The sequence below is a fragment of the Tistlia consotensis USBA 355 genome (assembly GCF_900177295.1).
GTDB classification, from domain to species: domain Bacteria; phylum Pseudomonadota; class Alphaproteobacteria; order Kiloniellales; family DSM-21159; genus Tistlia; species Tistlia consotensis.
In genome coordinates this window covers 111436-124799 of record NZ_FWZX01000004.1, presented here as the reverse complement: position 1 = coordinate 124799, position 13364 = coordinate 111436, and the positions used below count along the sequence as shown (strand labels likewise).

The window sequence follows — 13364 nt, the reverse complement described above, 5'->3', positions numbered from 1 at the left end:
CGCCGGCCGGCTCATAGGCGAAGAGCGGCTGGCTGTCGGCGCTGAGCGCCAGGGATTTCGTGGGTATGGCTCGCCTTCTCCTTACGATTGCGGACCGTCCACGGCGGACGGCCGACCCTATCCTCCCTCGAGGCGACGCAGGTCCGTGGCCGACAGTTTCGACAGCGGGATCGGAAGGAAGGCCCAGGCGGGGAGTGGTCGCGTTGCCAGCCCGCCTACCGCCCGTCCGACCACCCGCGCCCTGCGGAACCGCCGGGCAGCCTTGGCCGCCAACGCCCTATGAGAATAGGTGGGACGATCGAAAACCGCAATGGCGGCGGCATGAAAGATTTGTGGCCAGCGCTCCCAGCGGGCGATCTGCTGCAAGTTGTCGGCGCCCATGATCCAGACGAACTGCACACCGGGAAAATATCGGGTCAGGGCTGCCAAGGTATCGGCGGTCGCCTGGGTGCCGATCACCGACTCGATGCCGGTCACGGTAATGTCCCGATGCTTGGCGAGCTTTTCGGCGCGCGCGATGCGCGCCGCGTGGGGCGCCATGCCGGCGCTCGGCTTGAGCGGGTTCTGCGGGCTGACCAGCCACCAGAGGCCATCGAGGCCAAGCCGCTGCAGGGCCAGCAGGCTGATGTGGCGATGGCCGGCGTGGGCCGGGTTGAAGGAGCCGCCGAGCAGGCCGATGCGCTGGCCCGGCCGCGGCAGCCGGCTGCCGAGGGCCGCCGCGAGCCGGCGGCGTGCGACCAGGGGCCGGCCGCCGTGACGCAGTGCCAGCCGGCCGGGCCGCGGCGGCGCGCCTTCGGCCGGCCTCGAGCCAGGGGAGCCGATCAAGGACGCGTCTGTCCGCTGCCGCGCACGAGGTACTTGTAGCTGGTCAGCTGCTCGGCGCCGACCGGCCCGCGGGCATGCAGCCGGCCGGTCGCGATACCGATCTCGGCGCCCATGCCGAACTCGCCGCCGTCGGCGAACTGGGTCGAGGCGTTGTGCAGCACGATCGCCGAATCGACCTCGGCGAGGAAGCGCTCGGCCGCTGCCGCATCCTCGGTGACGATGCAGTCGGTGTGATGCGAGCCGTGGCGGGCGATGTGGGCCAGCGCCTCGTCGAGCCCCTCGACGGTCCTGATCGAGAGGATCGGCGCCAGGTACTCGGTGTCCCAGTCGGCGTCGGTCGCCGGCACGACTCGGGAGTCGAGCGCCTGCACGGCGGCGTCGCCGCGCAGCTCGCAGCCGCCGGCGGCGAGATCCGCCAGGATCGGCGGCAGCAGGCGGGCGGCGACCGTGCGGTCGACCAGCAGGGTCTCGGTGGCGCCGCAGATGCCGACCCGGCGCAGCTTGGCGTTGACCGCGATGGCGCGGGCCTTCTCCGGGTCCGCGGCGGCGTGCAGGTAGGTGTGGACGAGGCCGTCGAGGTGGGCCAGCACCGGCACCCGGCTCTCGTTCATGACCCGCTCGATCAGGCCGCGGCCGCCGCGCGGCACGATCACGTCGAGGTACTGGTGCAGGCGCAGCAGGTGGCCGACGGCGGCCCGGTCGGTGGTCTCGGGTCGCTGGATCGCGGCCTCGGGCAGGCCGGCCTCGGCGAGCCCGCGCTGCAGGCAGGCCAGGATCGCGCCCGAGGAGTGGAAGGATTCGGAGCCGCCGCGCAGGATCGCGGCATTGCCGGCCTTGAGGCAGAGGCCGCCGGCGTCGGCGGTCACGTTGGGCCGGCTCTCGTAGATGATGCCGATGACCCCGAGCGGGACCGAGACCCGGGCGATCCGCAGGCCGCTCGGCTGCTGCCACTCGGCCAGGGTGCGGCCGACCGGATCGGGCAGGGCGGCGATCTGCTCCAGGCCGGCGGCCATGGCCTCGACGCGCGCCGGGGTCAGCTCCAGGCGGTCGAGCAGGGCGCCGGTCATGCCCCTGGCCCGCGCCGCCTCCATGTCCCGGCCGTTGGCCCGCAGGATCATTCCCGCATCGGAACGGATCGCGGCGGCGGCGGCCAGCAGGGCCCGGTTCTTCTGCTCCGCCGGCGTCCTGGCCAGCACCGTGGCCGCGGCGCGGGCGCGGCGGCCCAGCTCGGTGATCTGGCTCTCGAGGTCCGGGGCGAGGTCGGCCTCCCGGTCCCGGATCTCCTGCTTCAGCGCGGCGTCGGCGGTCATCGCTTGCCTGCCTCTCGTCTCAGCTCAACACCAGGTCGTCGCGGTGGATCAGCTCCTCGCGGCCACGGTAGCCGAGGAGCGTTTCGATGTCCCGGCTCTTGTGGCCGGCGATCCGGGCGGCGTCCTCGGCCGAATAGGCCGACAGGCCGCGCGCCAGCTCGCGCCCCTCGGGGCTCAGCACGCGCACCGGGTCGCCGCGCTCGAAGCGCCCCTCGACGGCGGTGACGCCGGCCGGCAGCAGCGACTTGCCGGCGGCCAGGGCGCGGGCCGCGCCGGCGTCGACGGTCAGGCTGCCGCAGGGCATCAGCGCGCCGGCGATCCAGCGCTTGCGCGCCTGGCGCGGCTCGATCTGGGCCAGGAACCAGGTCGCCTTGCCGCCGCGGGTCAGGGCCTCCAGGGCGTGCGGCGGCCGGCCGTTGGCGATCGCCATGCTGCAGCCGGCCGAGAGCGCGATGCGCGCGGCGGCCAGCTTGGTGACCATGCCGCCGGAGGAGTAGCCGGTCGGCGCCGCGCCGGCCATCGCCTCGATCTCCGGGGTCAGCGCCTCGACCAGCGGCAGGTGCCGGGCCGCCGGGTCGCGGCGCGGGTCGGCGGTGTAGAGGCCGTCGATGTCGGACAGCAGGACCAGGGCGTCGGCATCGATCATCGCCGCGACGCGCGCCGCCAGCCGGTCGTTGTCGCCGAAGCGGATCTCGGCGGTCGCGACCGTGTCGTTCTCGTTGATCACCGGCAGGGCGCCGTGCCTCAGCAGGGTCGCCAGCGTGCTGCGGGCGTTGAGGTGGCGGCGCCGCTCCTCGGTGTCGCCGAGGGTCAGCAGGACCTGGGCGACGGTGATGCCATGTGGCGCCAGGGCCTCCTCGTAGGCGTGGGCCAGGCGGATCTGCCCGACCGCGGCGGCGGCCTGCTTCTCCTCCAGCTTCGGGGCGCCGCGGGTCAGGCCGAGGTGGCGCCGGCCGACGGCGATCGCGCCCGAGGACACGACGACGACCTCGCGGCCGGAGCCGCGCAGGGCCGCGATGTCGGCGGCCAGGGCCTCGAGCCAGGAGCGGCGGACCCGGCCGGCCTCGTCGACCAGCAGCGCCGAGCCGATCTTGACGACCAGGCGCCGGGCCCGCTCCAGCGGCAGGCTGTGCCCGGGGACCGTATCGGAAGCGCTGTCGGGCGCCATCGCCGCAACCTCCCGCCGCCTCAGGGCCGCCAGGCGGCCGGCTCGATCCCGGCGCGCCGCTCCTCGGCCTCGGTTTCGGCCTCGCGGTCGGCCTGGATCGCCTGCCAGAGCGCGCGCAGCAGCTCCCGCACGCCCTGGCCGGTCGCCCCGGAGATCGCGAAGGGCCGGCGCCCGCAGGCGGCTTGCAGGGCGGCCAGGCGCTCGGCCTGCTCGGCCTCGTCCAGGGCGTCGATCTTGTTGAGCGCGACCAGCTCGGTCTTGCCGGCCAGCACGGCACCGTAGGCCTCGAGCTCGTGGCGCACCGTGCGGTAGGCGGCCCCCGGGTCCTCCTGGGTGCCGTCGACCAGGTGCAGCAGGGCGCCGCAGCGCTCGACGTGGCCGAGGAAGCGGTCGCCCAGCCCGGCGCCCTCGTGGGCGCCCTCGATCAGGCCGGGGATGTCGGCGATCACGAACTCGCGCTCGTCCAGCCCGACGACGCCGAGGTTCGGGTGCAGGGTCGTGAAGGGATAGTCGGCGATCTTCGGCCGGGCGCGGCTGACCGCGGCCAGGAAGGTCGACTTGCCGGCGTTCGGCAGGCCGACCAGGCCGGCGTCGGCGATCAGCTTGAGGCGCAGCCAGACCCAGAGCTCCTCGCCCGGCCAGCCGGGGTCCGCGCGCCGGGGCGCGCGGTTGGTCGAGGTCTTGTAGTGGGCGTTGCCGAAGCCGCCGTCGCCGCCGCGCGCCAGGACGATGCGCTGGCCGACCTCGGTCAGGTCCGCCAGCGCCGTCTCCTTGTCCTCGGCCAGCACCACGGTGCCGACCGGCACGCGGATCACCAGATCCTCGCCGGCGCCGCCGCTGCGGTCGCGGCCGGCGCCGCTGCCGCCGGTCTGGGCCTTGAAGTGCTGGCGATAGCGGAAGTCGATCAGGGTGTTCAGGCCCTCGACCGCCTCGACGACGACGTGGCCGCCGCGCCCGCCGTTGCCGCCGTCCGGGCCGCCGTACTCGATGAACTTCTCGCGCCGGAACGAGCAGGCGCCGGGGCCGCCGTCGCCGCTCTTCAGGAAGATCTTGGCTTCGTCGAGGAACTTCATGGGTCGGGGCCGCGGGCAAGAAAAAAGGGGGACTGGCGCGCCAATCCCCCGTTTCTCGAAAAGCTAGGGTATCGGGCGCGCGCTACTCGGCAGCCTCCGGCTGCGGCGCCGCGGGGGCATGGGGGGCGACCGACACGAAGGTCTTGCCGCCGGCGCGCTTCGAGAAGCTCACCTGACCCTCGACCAGGGCGAAGATCGTGTGGTCCTTGCCCAGGCCGACGTTGCTGCCCGGATGCCACTTCGTGCCGCGCTGGCGCACGATGATGTTGCCGGGGACGACCTGCTCGCCGCCGAACTTCTTGACGCCGAGGCGCCGGCCCGCGGAGTCGCGCCCGTTGCGCGAGCTGCCGCCTGCTTTCTTGTGAGCCATGGATCTGCTCCCTTTCCCGCCGGAACCGCTCGCTCAGCCGGCCGTGATGCCGGTGATGCGCACCTTCGTCAGGTCCTGACGATGGCCCATCTTGCGACGGTGGTGCTTGCGGCGGGTCTTCTTGAAGATGGTCAGCCGCTCGCCGCGCACCGGACCGACCAGCTCGGCGGTGACGCTGGCGCCCGAAAGGGTCGGGCTGCCGACGCTGAGGCCGGACTCGCCGGACACCATCAGCACCTGGTCGAAGGTGACGGTATTGCCTGCTTCACCAGGCAGACGCTCGACAGTCAGCACATCGTCCTGCTTGACGCGGTACTGCTTGCCGCCGGTCTTGATGACTGCGTACATCGGTTCCGAACTCGCACGGCATGTAAAACGGTTGCGCGGGCCCCAAGGCCCGCACGGGAGGGCGCACTATACGGAGCGGCGAACGGCTGTCAACGGCTTTGGCGGAGTCCCGCGGCCGCCGGCCCGGAACCGGGCTTCCGGCGGCCGGTGCCCCGGTCGGCGGCCGGCAGTGTACCATTCTCTGCCACACGCGCTCAGCGGATTGACAGCCCGGCCCGGAGCGGGGCCAATGGCCGCCGTTGACGGTCCGCTCATCACCGGCTCATTACCCAGCCGTCGGCAGCCGCGAAGTCCCGGAGAGTCCGTGCGCGATATCGTCGTAGCCTTTGCCGTTGCCGGCTTCATGCAACTCTGCGGATTTGCCACCGGCGTGCTGGCTGCGCGTCTGTTGCTGCCGGCCGGCCGCGGCGAGCTGGCCGCGGTGCTGCTCTGGTGCGGCCTGATCGCCTCGATCTCGGCGATCAGCCTGGACCAGGCGCTGGTCTACCGGATGGCCCGGCAGCGCGGCCACGAGCGGCGGCTGACCGTACTGGCCCTGCTGATCAGCCAGCCGCTGGCGCTGCTCGCGATCCTGGCCGGCTGGGTGCTGCTGCCGCGCCTGCTGTCCGGCGTCTCGGGCTCGACGCTGGATGCCGCCTGGGTCGTGCTGCTGTTCACCCCGCTCGGTCACATCGCGATGATCCTCCAGGGCGCCCAGCAGGGTCGCCTGCGGCTGATCGAGTGGAACCTGATCCGCGCGCTGCAGCCGGCCGGCTATCTGCTCGGCATCGGCGTCACCGTGCTGCTGTTCGGCGCCAACGTCACCGGCTTCGTGGCGGCCTTCCTGTTCGGCCAGGTTCTGGTGCTGATCGCCCTGCTGTGGCGGGCGCCGAAGTCCATCGGCGGCGGCGACGCCAAGCCGGTGGCGAGCGACCTCAAGCCGCTGCTCGGCTATGCCGTCGGCGTCCACTCCGCCGGCCTGGTCGGCACCGCCAACCAGTTCCTCGGCCGCGCGGTGATCGCGCTGCATCTGCCGGCCGCGGAGCTCGGCCTGTTCGCCGTCGCCGGCGCGATGAACGGCGCCGTCGGCATCATCGCCCAGACGCTGTCGCGGCTCGCCTTCCCGAAGATCGCCAATGCCGACGACGACGTGCAGCGCAGCCTGATCTTCGCGCGCTACTTCAAGCTCAACGTGGTGATCAGCGGCGGCGCGACCGCGCTCGGCGTGGTGCTGGCGCCCTGGTTCGTGCCGCTGGTCTTCGGCCAGGCCTTCGCCGAGGCCGTGCCGGCGACCCAGATCCTGCTGGTCGCCGGGCTGATGGCCGGGACCCGCCAGATGGCGACGGCCGGCCTGCGCGCGCACGGCGACAACGTCTCGACCCTGGGCTCGGAGTCGCTGAACCTCGCGCTGCAGGTCGCCTGCCTGGCCGTGCTGCTGCCGCTGCTCGGCATCGTCGGCGCGGCGGTCGCCGTGGTCGCCGGCGAGGGCGCCGGCCTGCTCTACATGATGCGCACCGCCTGGCGCCGGCTCGGCCTGTCGGTCTCGGCGCTGTCGGTGCCGACCGCCGACGACTTCGCGGTGCTGGCCAGGCTGCTGCGCGATCTGCTCGCGCGGCGGCGCTGAGCCGGCCGGACGGGACGGCCGTCGGGCGGCGTTTTCCGGGGCTTGCCGGGCTTCTTGCCTTGGGCTAGTGTCCGCGCCCTTCGACCCCGGCGGAGGGGTGCCGGAGTGGTCGATCGGGCTCGACTCGAAATCGAGTGTGCCTTCTGGGTACCGTGGGTTCGAATCCCACCCCCTCCGCCATCCTGCCCAAATCATGTTTCCGGCGAACCCTTTCCGGCGAACCCGCGGAAGTGGCCGCCGCTGACCACCCGAACGCCGCCGATACCCGCCGCTTCCAGGCGCCGCGCCGGCGTGCCTGCCGGGCGGGCAGGGCCCGGCTTTGACCGGCCGTAGCTTCTCGCCCTAGAGTCGGATCCGACAGGAGTGCTGAGCATGGCCGGAGGCTGGGCGCGCGACGGCGCGGTGAACGAGCAGATCGAGGCCTCGATCGCGGAGGAGCTGGAGCGCCTGCGGGCGACGCGGGCCGCAGGGGGGCCGGGCCTGACCCACTGCGCGGAGTGCGAGGAGCCGATTCCCGAGGCGCGCCGTAAGGCGATCCCGGGCGTTCGGCTCTGCATCGACTGCCAGGGCGAGCGCGACGCGCAGGCTGCTGCGCGGGGCGGCATCAACCGTCGCGGCTCGAAGGACAGCCAGTTGAAGTGACGCGCGGCGGCGCCTCCCGTCCACGCCGGGCCGGCCGGCGGGCATTGCCGGCGATGCCGTTCGCCCCGACCTTCGCCCCGACCTTCGCCGCCGTGCCTCTTCCTTTCCCGCCCTGGGGCCGGCTGCGCCGCGTCTCGCCCGCCGCGGCCTTCTATCCAGATGTAACAGAGAGATCGACCACGATCCGGGAGAAATCTCTCGGCCTGGCCGCGACGCTCGCCGCCGCTATCGCGTCGGATGGGCCGCCGCACGGTTGCGGCAGGCCGCCAAGACGCTGCCGACCAGCCTCCTGACCGCCGCGTTCAGCCAGCCGGCCCAGGAGGAATCCAGGAAGACGAAGGGAATGCAGACGAGGCCCGAGGCGAGGAGCGTCGCCGCCAGCGTCAGCAGGCCGACCGCGGGATCCGGAGCTCCGGCCGCCGACAGCTGCACATAGACGAAGCTCGATGCCGACAGGATGACCGGTGCGTGGACCAGATAGAGCGGAAAGGAAAGCATGCCCAGGAGCGCTGCGAGCCGGCCGGACAGATGCCCGGCCAGTGCGCGATTGCCCAGCAGCGCGATCATGAAGGACAGCGACGCCAGGGTATTGACGACCCAATTCGCGAAGGAGAGTCCCAGCGCTCCGCCGATCAGCAGCGCCATGGTCGGCGCGGCCGAAATCTCCAGCGCGGTCTTCCTGTTCGCCCAGAGGAAGGCGAGATAGGAACCGGCGAAGAACGGCACCAGGGGCGGAAAGAAGACCAGGAATGCAATGACGAGGCCGCCATGGGCGACGGCAGCAAGAAGGCCTCTGCGCGCCTTGAACAAGCCGGTCAAGGCCACGATCAGAAAAGCGACCATGCTTCCGTAGAACTCGGGACCCATCGTCCACAGGTTCGAGTTGTAATAGAAATCGTAGGGCCTCAGGAACACGACCAGCGACTGCCGGAGGGCGTCCGGAAGGGAGGGCTCGAAGCTCAGCGGGAAGTGAGCGTTGCCGAAGCTCTGGAGCCACGCCGACCGGTTGAGGCTCGCGGCCAGCGCGTACTGGTCCCCCGTGAACCGGAGCACCAGGAACCCGAGGATCACGCTTGCGCCGACCGGCACGGCCAGTCTCGGCAGCCGCTTCACGATCGAGGAAAGCAGCGCCTCGAGTGAGAAGCCTTGATGGAGCTTGACGGTCAGGACAAAGCCGGAAAGCACGAAAAAGAAGGCGACGACGCCCTCGCCGTTCATGAAGAGATACAGCGGCGTGAACTTCAGCCCTCCGCTCGAGACGGGCGCTTTGACGGAAGGGTAAAAGGCCAGGAAGAAATGATGAAGGATGACGATGACGGAGGCCACGCCGCGCGCGCACTCGAGATAGGCCAGTCGTCGACGGCTGACAGGCAAATGGTCCTGTATCATTTCTCAATATGATCAAAGGCTTGGCGGTTCGAACCCATAGTGAGTGGGGTCATCGGTCCGGTCAACGGGATTGAGGGAGCCGTCCGGCGGCGGAACGACGCCGTCGCGGTCGTCGCCATCGAGCGCGGCCCGGTCTTTCCGACGCCTCGCCGATCGGTGGCCGGAAATCACTCGGCGGCCAGCGCCGCCGCTTCCGCCACCGCGCCGCCTTCCATCGTCGCCTGGGCCCGACGGGCGACCATGGCATGGACCTGCCAGAGGATTCGCTCGAACTGCGAGAAGGCCGCCAGCATGCCCGTCGCCAGCTCCGGCCGGACCGTGTCGCCCCCGTCGCCGACATAGGCCTCGCGAACGCCGCGCAGCACCGGTCCGCGCTCGCCGCTGAGCGCGATGGCCGTGGCGAGGCTCTCCGCGTCGGCCTCGGGCGCCAGGGCGTCGGCGCAGGACTGCAGCGCCGCGTGCAGCGCGTGGGCCAGGAGCTCGCCGAGCGCCCGGCCGCGCTCGTCGGCGGCGAGCTGGCCGAGGGTCCCGGCGAAGCGGTCGACGTCGGCGAGCAGGCCGGCGAGGTGGTCCTGGTCGTCGAGCTGGCCGTAGAGGCGACCGTACTGGCGGGCGGTCAGCGGCCGGCCGCCGAGGTCCTCCAGGAAGCCCGCGGTCGCGCGCAGCACCTGGCGCGGCGCGGCTGTGCTCTTCGGCGCAGCCATGATCCCGCCCCCGGTTCCGCCCCCGCCCCCGGTTCCGCCCCTGCCCTGCGGACCGTCGTCGACCAGGGGGTCCAGCAGGCCGGCGACGGCCTGGAAGACGCGATGCTGCTCGCGGGCCAGGAGGTCCATCGCCAGGTCCGGATCCTCGAGGGCGAAGTCGCCGATGAAGGCCGGCCGGGCCGCGTCCTCGTCGGGGGTGCGCGGCCAGAGCCGCGCCAGCAGCGCCGCCGCGGGCCGCAGCAGCGGCAGCAGGGTCAGCGCGGTGACGCAGTTGAACAGCAGGTAGATCCAGGCGACGTCCTGCGCGGGCCGCGGGCTGATCCACTCGAGCAGCGACAGGACCAGCGGCCAGCGGGTGGCCAGCTCGACGAAGAACAGCGGCAGGAAGATCAGGCAGCCGACGGCCTTGAAGGCGACCTGGAAGGAGGCGAGCTGGCGGGCCTCGCCGCGCAGCTTCCAGGACAGCAGCAGCGTCTTGAGGCCGGCGCCGAAGTTCGCGCCGAAGGTCACGACGACCGCCGTCTCGAAGCCCAGCAGCCCGGTCACGGTCAGCGACATCGCGAGCACCGAGATGGCGATCGACGACTGCACCGCGACGGTCAGCGCCGCGCCGATCAGGAAGGCCGGCAGGTAGGAGCCGGCCGTCGCCTCGATCGCGCTGCGCACCAGGTCGGTCTCGGCGAGCGGCGCCATGCCGGTCTTGATGAAGTCGAGGCCGACGAACAGCAGCGCGGCGCCGAACAGGGCCCAGAGCACGGTGTGCCAGTTCTGCAGACGGTGCAGGGAGACGGCGATGCCGATCAGGCCGACCAGCAGCAGCACCGCTGGCCCGACGTCGAGCGAGACGATGAACAGCAGGGTGCTGATGCCGACGTTGCAGCCGAGGATGATCGGCAGGCCGCGCGCGACGTCGATGGTGCGGGCGACGATCAGGCCGACGACGATGAAGGTGACGACCGTCGTGTTCTGGGTCGCCGCCCCGGCCAGCACGCCCCAGAGGAAGCCCTGCCAGGGCGTCGCCGTCCAGGCCGCGACGGCGCGCTGGAACCGCCGGCTGGTCAGGCTGCGCAGGTTGCCCGACAGCAGCTCCATGCCGGCAAAGAACAGGCCGAGCCCGGCGATGGCCTGTGCCCAGACGAGAATCATGACCGAGCGGCCCCAGGGGGGAGATCAGCGCGCCTCAAGAGCGAAGGACCCCTGCTGTCTTCCGGTTTTCGCGCGCCGCCGACCGATCGGCGCGGCCCGCCGCGGGAACGCGACCTTTCGCGCCGCGGCGAAAAGACCGCATCGGGAGGAGTGGCGCAAGGAAAATGGCCGGATGCGGCCGCGCCGCTCCGCGATTGCCGTGCGGCCGCGCCCGGCGGACACTGTCGGCGCGAAGCCCAGAGGGAAGCCTCGAGACCCGCCGAGAGCGAGCGCCGCCATGCCGAGCCGTCCTCTTCCCGCCGACCGGCTGGCCGACCTGCTGGCCTCCGACCGCGGCCTTTCCGAGGCGGAGGCCGCGGAGCGGCGCGCCCGCTTCGGCAGCAACGACATCCTGGAGGCCCCGCCCGGCGGCTGGCGCGACCTGCTCCGCGACACCGCGCGCGATCCGATGATCTGGTTCCTGGTCGGCGTCGCGCTGCTGTTCGCCCTGCTCGGCGACTATGTCGAGGCGGCGGTCCTGGCGGCCGCCCTGCTGCCGCTCGCCGGCATGGACGCCTATCTGCACCGGCGCACCCGGGCCTCGACCGAAGGGTTGGCGAGCCGGCTCGCCGCCAGCGCGACGGTGCGGCGCGACGGCGGCTTCCGGGTCGTGCCGGCCCGGGAGCTGGTGCCGGGGGACCTCGTCGAGGTGGCGCCGGCCGAGGCCTTCCCGGCCGACGGCCTCGTCGTCTCCGGCGCGGGGCTGCAGGTCGACGAATCGAGCCTGACCGGCGAGGCGGCCCCGATGCGCAAGCGGCCCCTGCCGGCCGAGGCCGGGCTCCCCGGCGAGGCTGCGGCGGCCCATTGGGGCTTCGCCGGCACCCGGCTGCTGGCCGGCCGTGCGACGCTGCGCGTCGCCTACACGGGCGGCAGCACGCTCTACGGCGAGATCGTCCGCTCGGCGCTCGCCGGCAGCCATGCGCGCACGCCGCTGCAGCAGGCGATCGGCCGGCTGGTCACGGTCATGCTGGCCGCGGCCCTGGCCTTCTGCACCCTGCTCGCGGCGATCCGCCTGGTCCAGGGCCACGGCCTCGTCGACGCGCTGATCAGCGCCGTCACCCTGGGGGTTGCGGCCCTGCCCGAGGAGTTTCCGGTGGTCTTCACCGTCTTCCTCGGAGTCGGCGTCTATCGCCTGGCACGGCGCCAGGCGCTGGTCCGCCGCGCCGTCGCCGTCGAGAACGTCGGCCGGGTCACCTGCATCTGCTCCGACAAGACCGGCACCCTGACCGAGGGCCGCCTGGAGCTGTCCCATGCCGTGCCGGCCGAGGACCTGACGGTGGAGCGCCTGGTCGGCCTCGCCGCGCTGGCGGCGCGCGCCGACAGCGGCGATCCGCTCGACGCCGCGCTGCTCGCGACGGCGTCGCCGGGCGTCGCGGCGCAGCGGCTCGCCGGCTTCGCCTTCACCGAGCAGCGGCGCCGCGAGACCGCCGTCCTGCGCCTGCCCGACGGCACGTGCCTCGCGGTCGTCAAGGGCGCGCCAGAGACGGTGTTCGAGCGCTGCGCCGACCCGCCGGCGGCGCTCGCGGCCTGGCGGGAGCGGGTGACCGCCTACGCGACCACCGGGCACAAGGTCATCGCCTGCGCGAGCCGGCCGCTCCGCGCCGGCGAACCGGCGGAGGCCGAGCCCGAAGCCGGCTACCGCCTGGCCGGCCTGCTGGCCTTCGAGGACCGGCTGCGCGAGGGCGTGCGGGAGGCGGTGGACGACTGCCGTCGGGCCGGCATCCGCGTGGTCATGGTGACCGGCGACCATCCGGCGACGGCCGAGGCGATCGCCCGCGAGATCGGCCTGGGCGGCGATCGCCCGACGGTGGTCGGGGCCGACGCGTTCGACGCCGCCGCGTTCGACGCCGCCACGCTCGACGCCGCCGGGGGTGCGCCGGCCGGCGCCCTGCTGGCGGCGGCCGACGTCGTCGCCCGAGCCGCTCCGGCGCAGAAGCTGGCGCTGGTGCAGGCGCTGCAGCGGGCCGGCGAGATCGTCGCGGTGACCGGGGACGGGGTCAACGACGTGCCGGCACTGCAGGCCGCCGACATCGGCATCGCGATGGGCGAGCGCGGCACCCAGAGCGCGCGCGAGGTCGCGGCGATCGTGCTGCTCGACGACAACTTCCGCACCATCGTCCGGGCTGTCGCCGAGGGCCGCCAGCTGTTCCTGAACCTGCAGCTGTCCTTCGCCTACCTGCTGCTGATCCATATCCCGCTGGTGCTCAGCGCGGCGCTGGTGCCGCTGATCGGCCATCCGCTGCTCTACCTGCCGATCCACATCGTCTGGCTGGAGCTGATCATCCACCCGACCGCGATGCTGGTGTTCCAGCAGCGGCCCGGGTCCGGCCGGCTGCTGCCGACCGCGCGCCAGCGCCGGCCGCGCTTCTTCGGCCCGGCGACCTGGCTCGCCCTCGGCCTCGGCGGCCTGGCGCTGGCGCTGATCGTGACGTTCGGCTTCGAGCGGGCGCTGGGACCGGCGCAGGACGTCGGCCATGCCCGGGCGATGGCGCTCGGCGCGCTGATCGCGGCGGGCGCGGCCGTCACCGTCGTGCTCGGCGGCCCCGCTACCAGGATCGCCGCGATCGTGGTATCGGCGAGCCTCGCGAGCCTCGGGCTGCTGGTCCAGGTGCCGGCGCTGGCCCGGCTGGTGCATCTCAGCCCGCTGCATCTGGCGGACTGGGGGCTCGCGGCCGCGGCCGCCGTGGTCGCGGGCCTGGCGGCGCTGGCCGTCGCCGCCTGCCTGCGGCGGTCGCTGTGAGCGCGGC

General features: G+C 72.9%; 11 protein-coding genes and 1 tRNA gene. 4 read left to right on the top strand and 8 right to left on the bottom strand.

Going from position 1 to position 13364, the window contains the following annotated elements; genetic code table 11:
* Positions 1-117: 117 nt before the first annotated feature.
* From B9O00_RS07365 to rplU, 6 genes are all read right to left on the bottom strand, one after another.
* On the bottom strand, positions 118-825 hold the full coding sequence (locus B9O00_RS07365) for a nicotinate-nucleotide adenylyltransferase (protein WP_235017060.1): 708 nt from the start codon (positions 823-825) through the stop codon (positions 118-120).
* Positions 822-2135 (bottom strand): glutamate-5-semialdehyde dehydrogenase, encoded by a 1314-nt coding sequence (locus B9O00_RS07360; RefSeq protein WP_085121820.1) that lies wholly within the window; start codon positions 2133-2135, stop codon positions 822-824. The genes B9O00_RS07365 and B9O00_RS07360 overlap by 4 nt, the downstream gene beginning before the upstream one ends.
* Before the next feature lie 19 nt (positions 2136-2154).
* Entirely contained in the window at positions 2155-3303 is a 1149-nt protein-coding gene (gene proB / locus B9O00_RS07355; protein ID WP_085121819.1) for a glutamate 5-kinase, read from the bottom strand.
* Between the two features lie 20 nt (positions 3304-3323).
* Complete coding sequence (obgE, locus tag B9O00_RS07350; protein ID WP_085121818.1) at positions 3324-4376, bottom strand: GTPase ObgE; 1053 nt, start codon at positions 4374-4376, stop codon at positions 3324-3326.
* Between the two features lie 82 nt (positions 4377-4458).
* Complete coding sequence (gene rpmA / locus B9O00_RS07345; RefSeq protein WP_085121817.1) at positions 4459-4746, bottom strand: 50S ribosomal protein L27; 288 nt, start codon at positions 4744-4746, stop codon at positions 4459-4461.
* 33 nt (positions 4747-4779) lie between these two features.
* Positions 4780-5094 carry a 50S ribosomal protein L21 gene (gene rplU, locus B9O00_RS07340; RefSeq protein ID WP_085121816.1) on the bottom strand — a complete coding sequence of 105 codons (315 nt, stop codon included), beginning with the start codon at positions 5092-5094 and terminating at the stop codon, positions 4780-4782.
* Between rplU and B9O00_RS07335 the strand changes: the two genes are divergently transcribed.
* The 3 genes from B9O00_RS07335 to B9O00_RS07325 all read left to right on the top strand — a co-directional run bounded on the left by B9O00_RS07335 (position 5081) and on the right by B9O00_RS07325 (position 7339).
* Positions 5081-6697: an oligosaccharide flippase family protein gene (locus B9O00_RS07335; protein ID WP_085121815.1), complete on the top strand. Its 1617-nt coding sequence runs from the start codon at positions 5081-5083 to the stop codon at positions 6695-6697. The two genes, rplU and B9O00_RS07335, sit on opposite strands and share 14 nt — an antisense overlap.
* A gap of 91 nt (positions 6698-6788) precedes the next feature.
* Positions 6789-6877, top strand: a tRNA-Ser gene (locus tag B9O00_RS07330).
* A gap of 192 nt (positions 6878-7069) precedes the next feature.
* Positions 7070-7339 carry a DksA/TraR family C4-type zinc finger protein gene (locus B9O00_RS07325; RefSeq protein ID WP_085121814.1) on the top strand — a complete coding sequence of 90 codons (270 nt, stop codon included), beginning with the start codon at positions 7070-7072 and terminating at the stop codon, positions 7337-7339.
* A gap of 225 nt (positions 7340-7564) precedes the next feature.
* Here the strand turns inward: B9O00_RS07325 and B9O00_RS07320 are convergent, their stop codons facing one another.
* Positions 7565-8728, bottom strand: coding sequence for an acyltransferase family protein (locus tag B9O00_RS07320; protein ID WP_085121813.1), 1164 nt, complete (start codon positions 8726-8728; stop codon positions 7565-7567).
* Between the two features lie 167 nt (positions 8729-8895).
* Positions 8896-10578, bottom strand: a complete 1683-nt coding sequence (locus tag B9O00_RS07315) for a Na/Pi cotransporter family protein (RefSeq protein WP_085121812.1) — start codon at positions 10576-10578, stop codon at positions 8896-8898.
* A 277-nt stretch (positions 10579-10855) separates the two neighbouring features.
* Here B9O00_RS07315 and B9O00_RS07310 point away from each other — a divergent pair, with 277 nt between their 5' ends.
* Positions 10856-13357: a cation-translocating P-type ATPase gene (locus tag B9O00_RS07310; RefSeq protein ID WP_085121811.1), complete on the top strand. Its 2502-nt coding sequence runs from the start codon at positions 10856-10858 to the stop codon at positions 13355-13357.
* Positions 13358-13364 lie beyond the last annotated feature (7 nt).

Bases quoted from the DNA above. Each gene is read 5' to 3' on its own strand.
- B9O00_RS07360 (WP_085121820.1), bottom strand. From the start codon at position 2,135: ATGACCGCCGACGCCGCGCTGAAGCAGGAGATCCGGGACCGGGAGGCC.
- proB (WP_085121819.1), bottom strand. From the start codon at position 3,303: ATGGCGCCCGACAGCGCTTCCGATACGGTCCCCGGGCACAGCCTGCCG.
- obgE (WP_085121818.1), bottom strand. From the start codon at position 4,376: ATGAAGTTCCTCGACGAAGCCAAGATCTTCCTGAAGAGCGGCGACGGC.
- rpmA (WP_085121817.1), bottom strand. From the start codon at position 4,746: ATGGCTCACAAGAAAGCAGGCGGCAGCTCGCGCAACGGGCGCGACTCC.
- B9O00_RS07335 (WP_085121815.1), top strand. From the start codon at position 5,081: ATGACTGCGTACATCGGTTCCGAACTCGCACGGCATGTAAAACGGTTG.
- rplU (WP_085121816.1), bottom strand. From the start codon at position 5,094: ATGTACGCAGTCATCAAGACCGGCGGCAAGCAGTACCGCGTCAAGCAG.
- B9O00_RS07325 (WP_085121814.1), top strand. From the start codon at position 7,070: ATGGCCGGAGGCTGGGCGCGCGACGGCGCGGTGAACGAGCAGATCGAG.
- B9O00_RS07320 (WP_085121813.1), bottom strand. From the start codon at position 8,728: ATGATACAGGACCATTTGCCTGTCAGCCGTCGACGACTGGCCTATCTC.
- B9O00_RS07315 (WP_085121812.1), bottom strand. From the start codon at position 10,578: ATGATTCTCGTCTGGGCACAGGCCATCGCCGGGCTCGGCCTGTTCTTT.
- B9O00_RS07310 (WP_085121811.1), top strand. From the start codon at position 10,856: ATGCCGAGCCGTCCTCTTCCCGCCGACCGGCTGGCCGACCTGCTGGCC.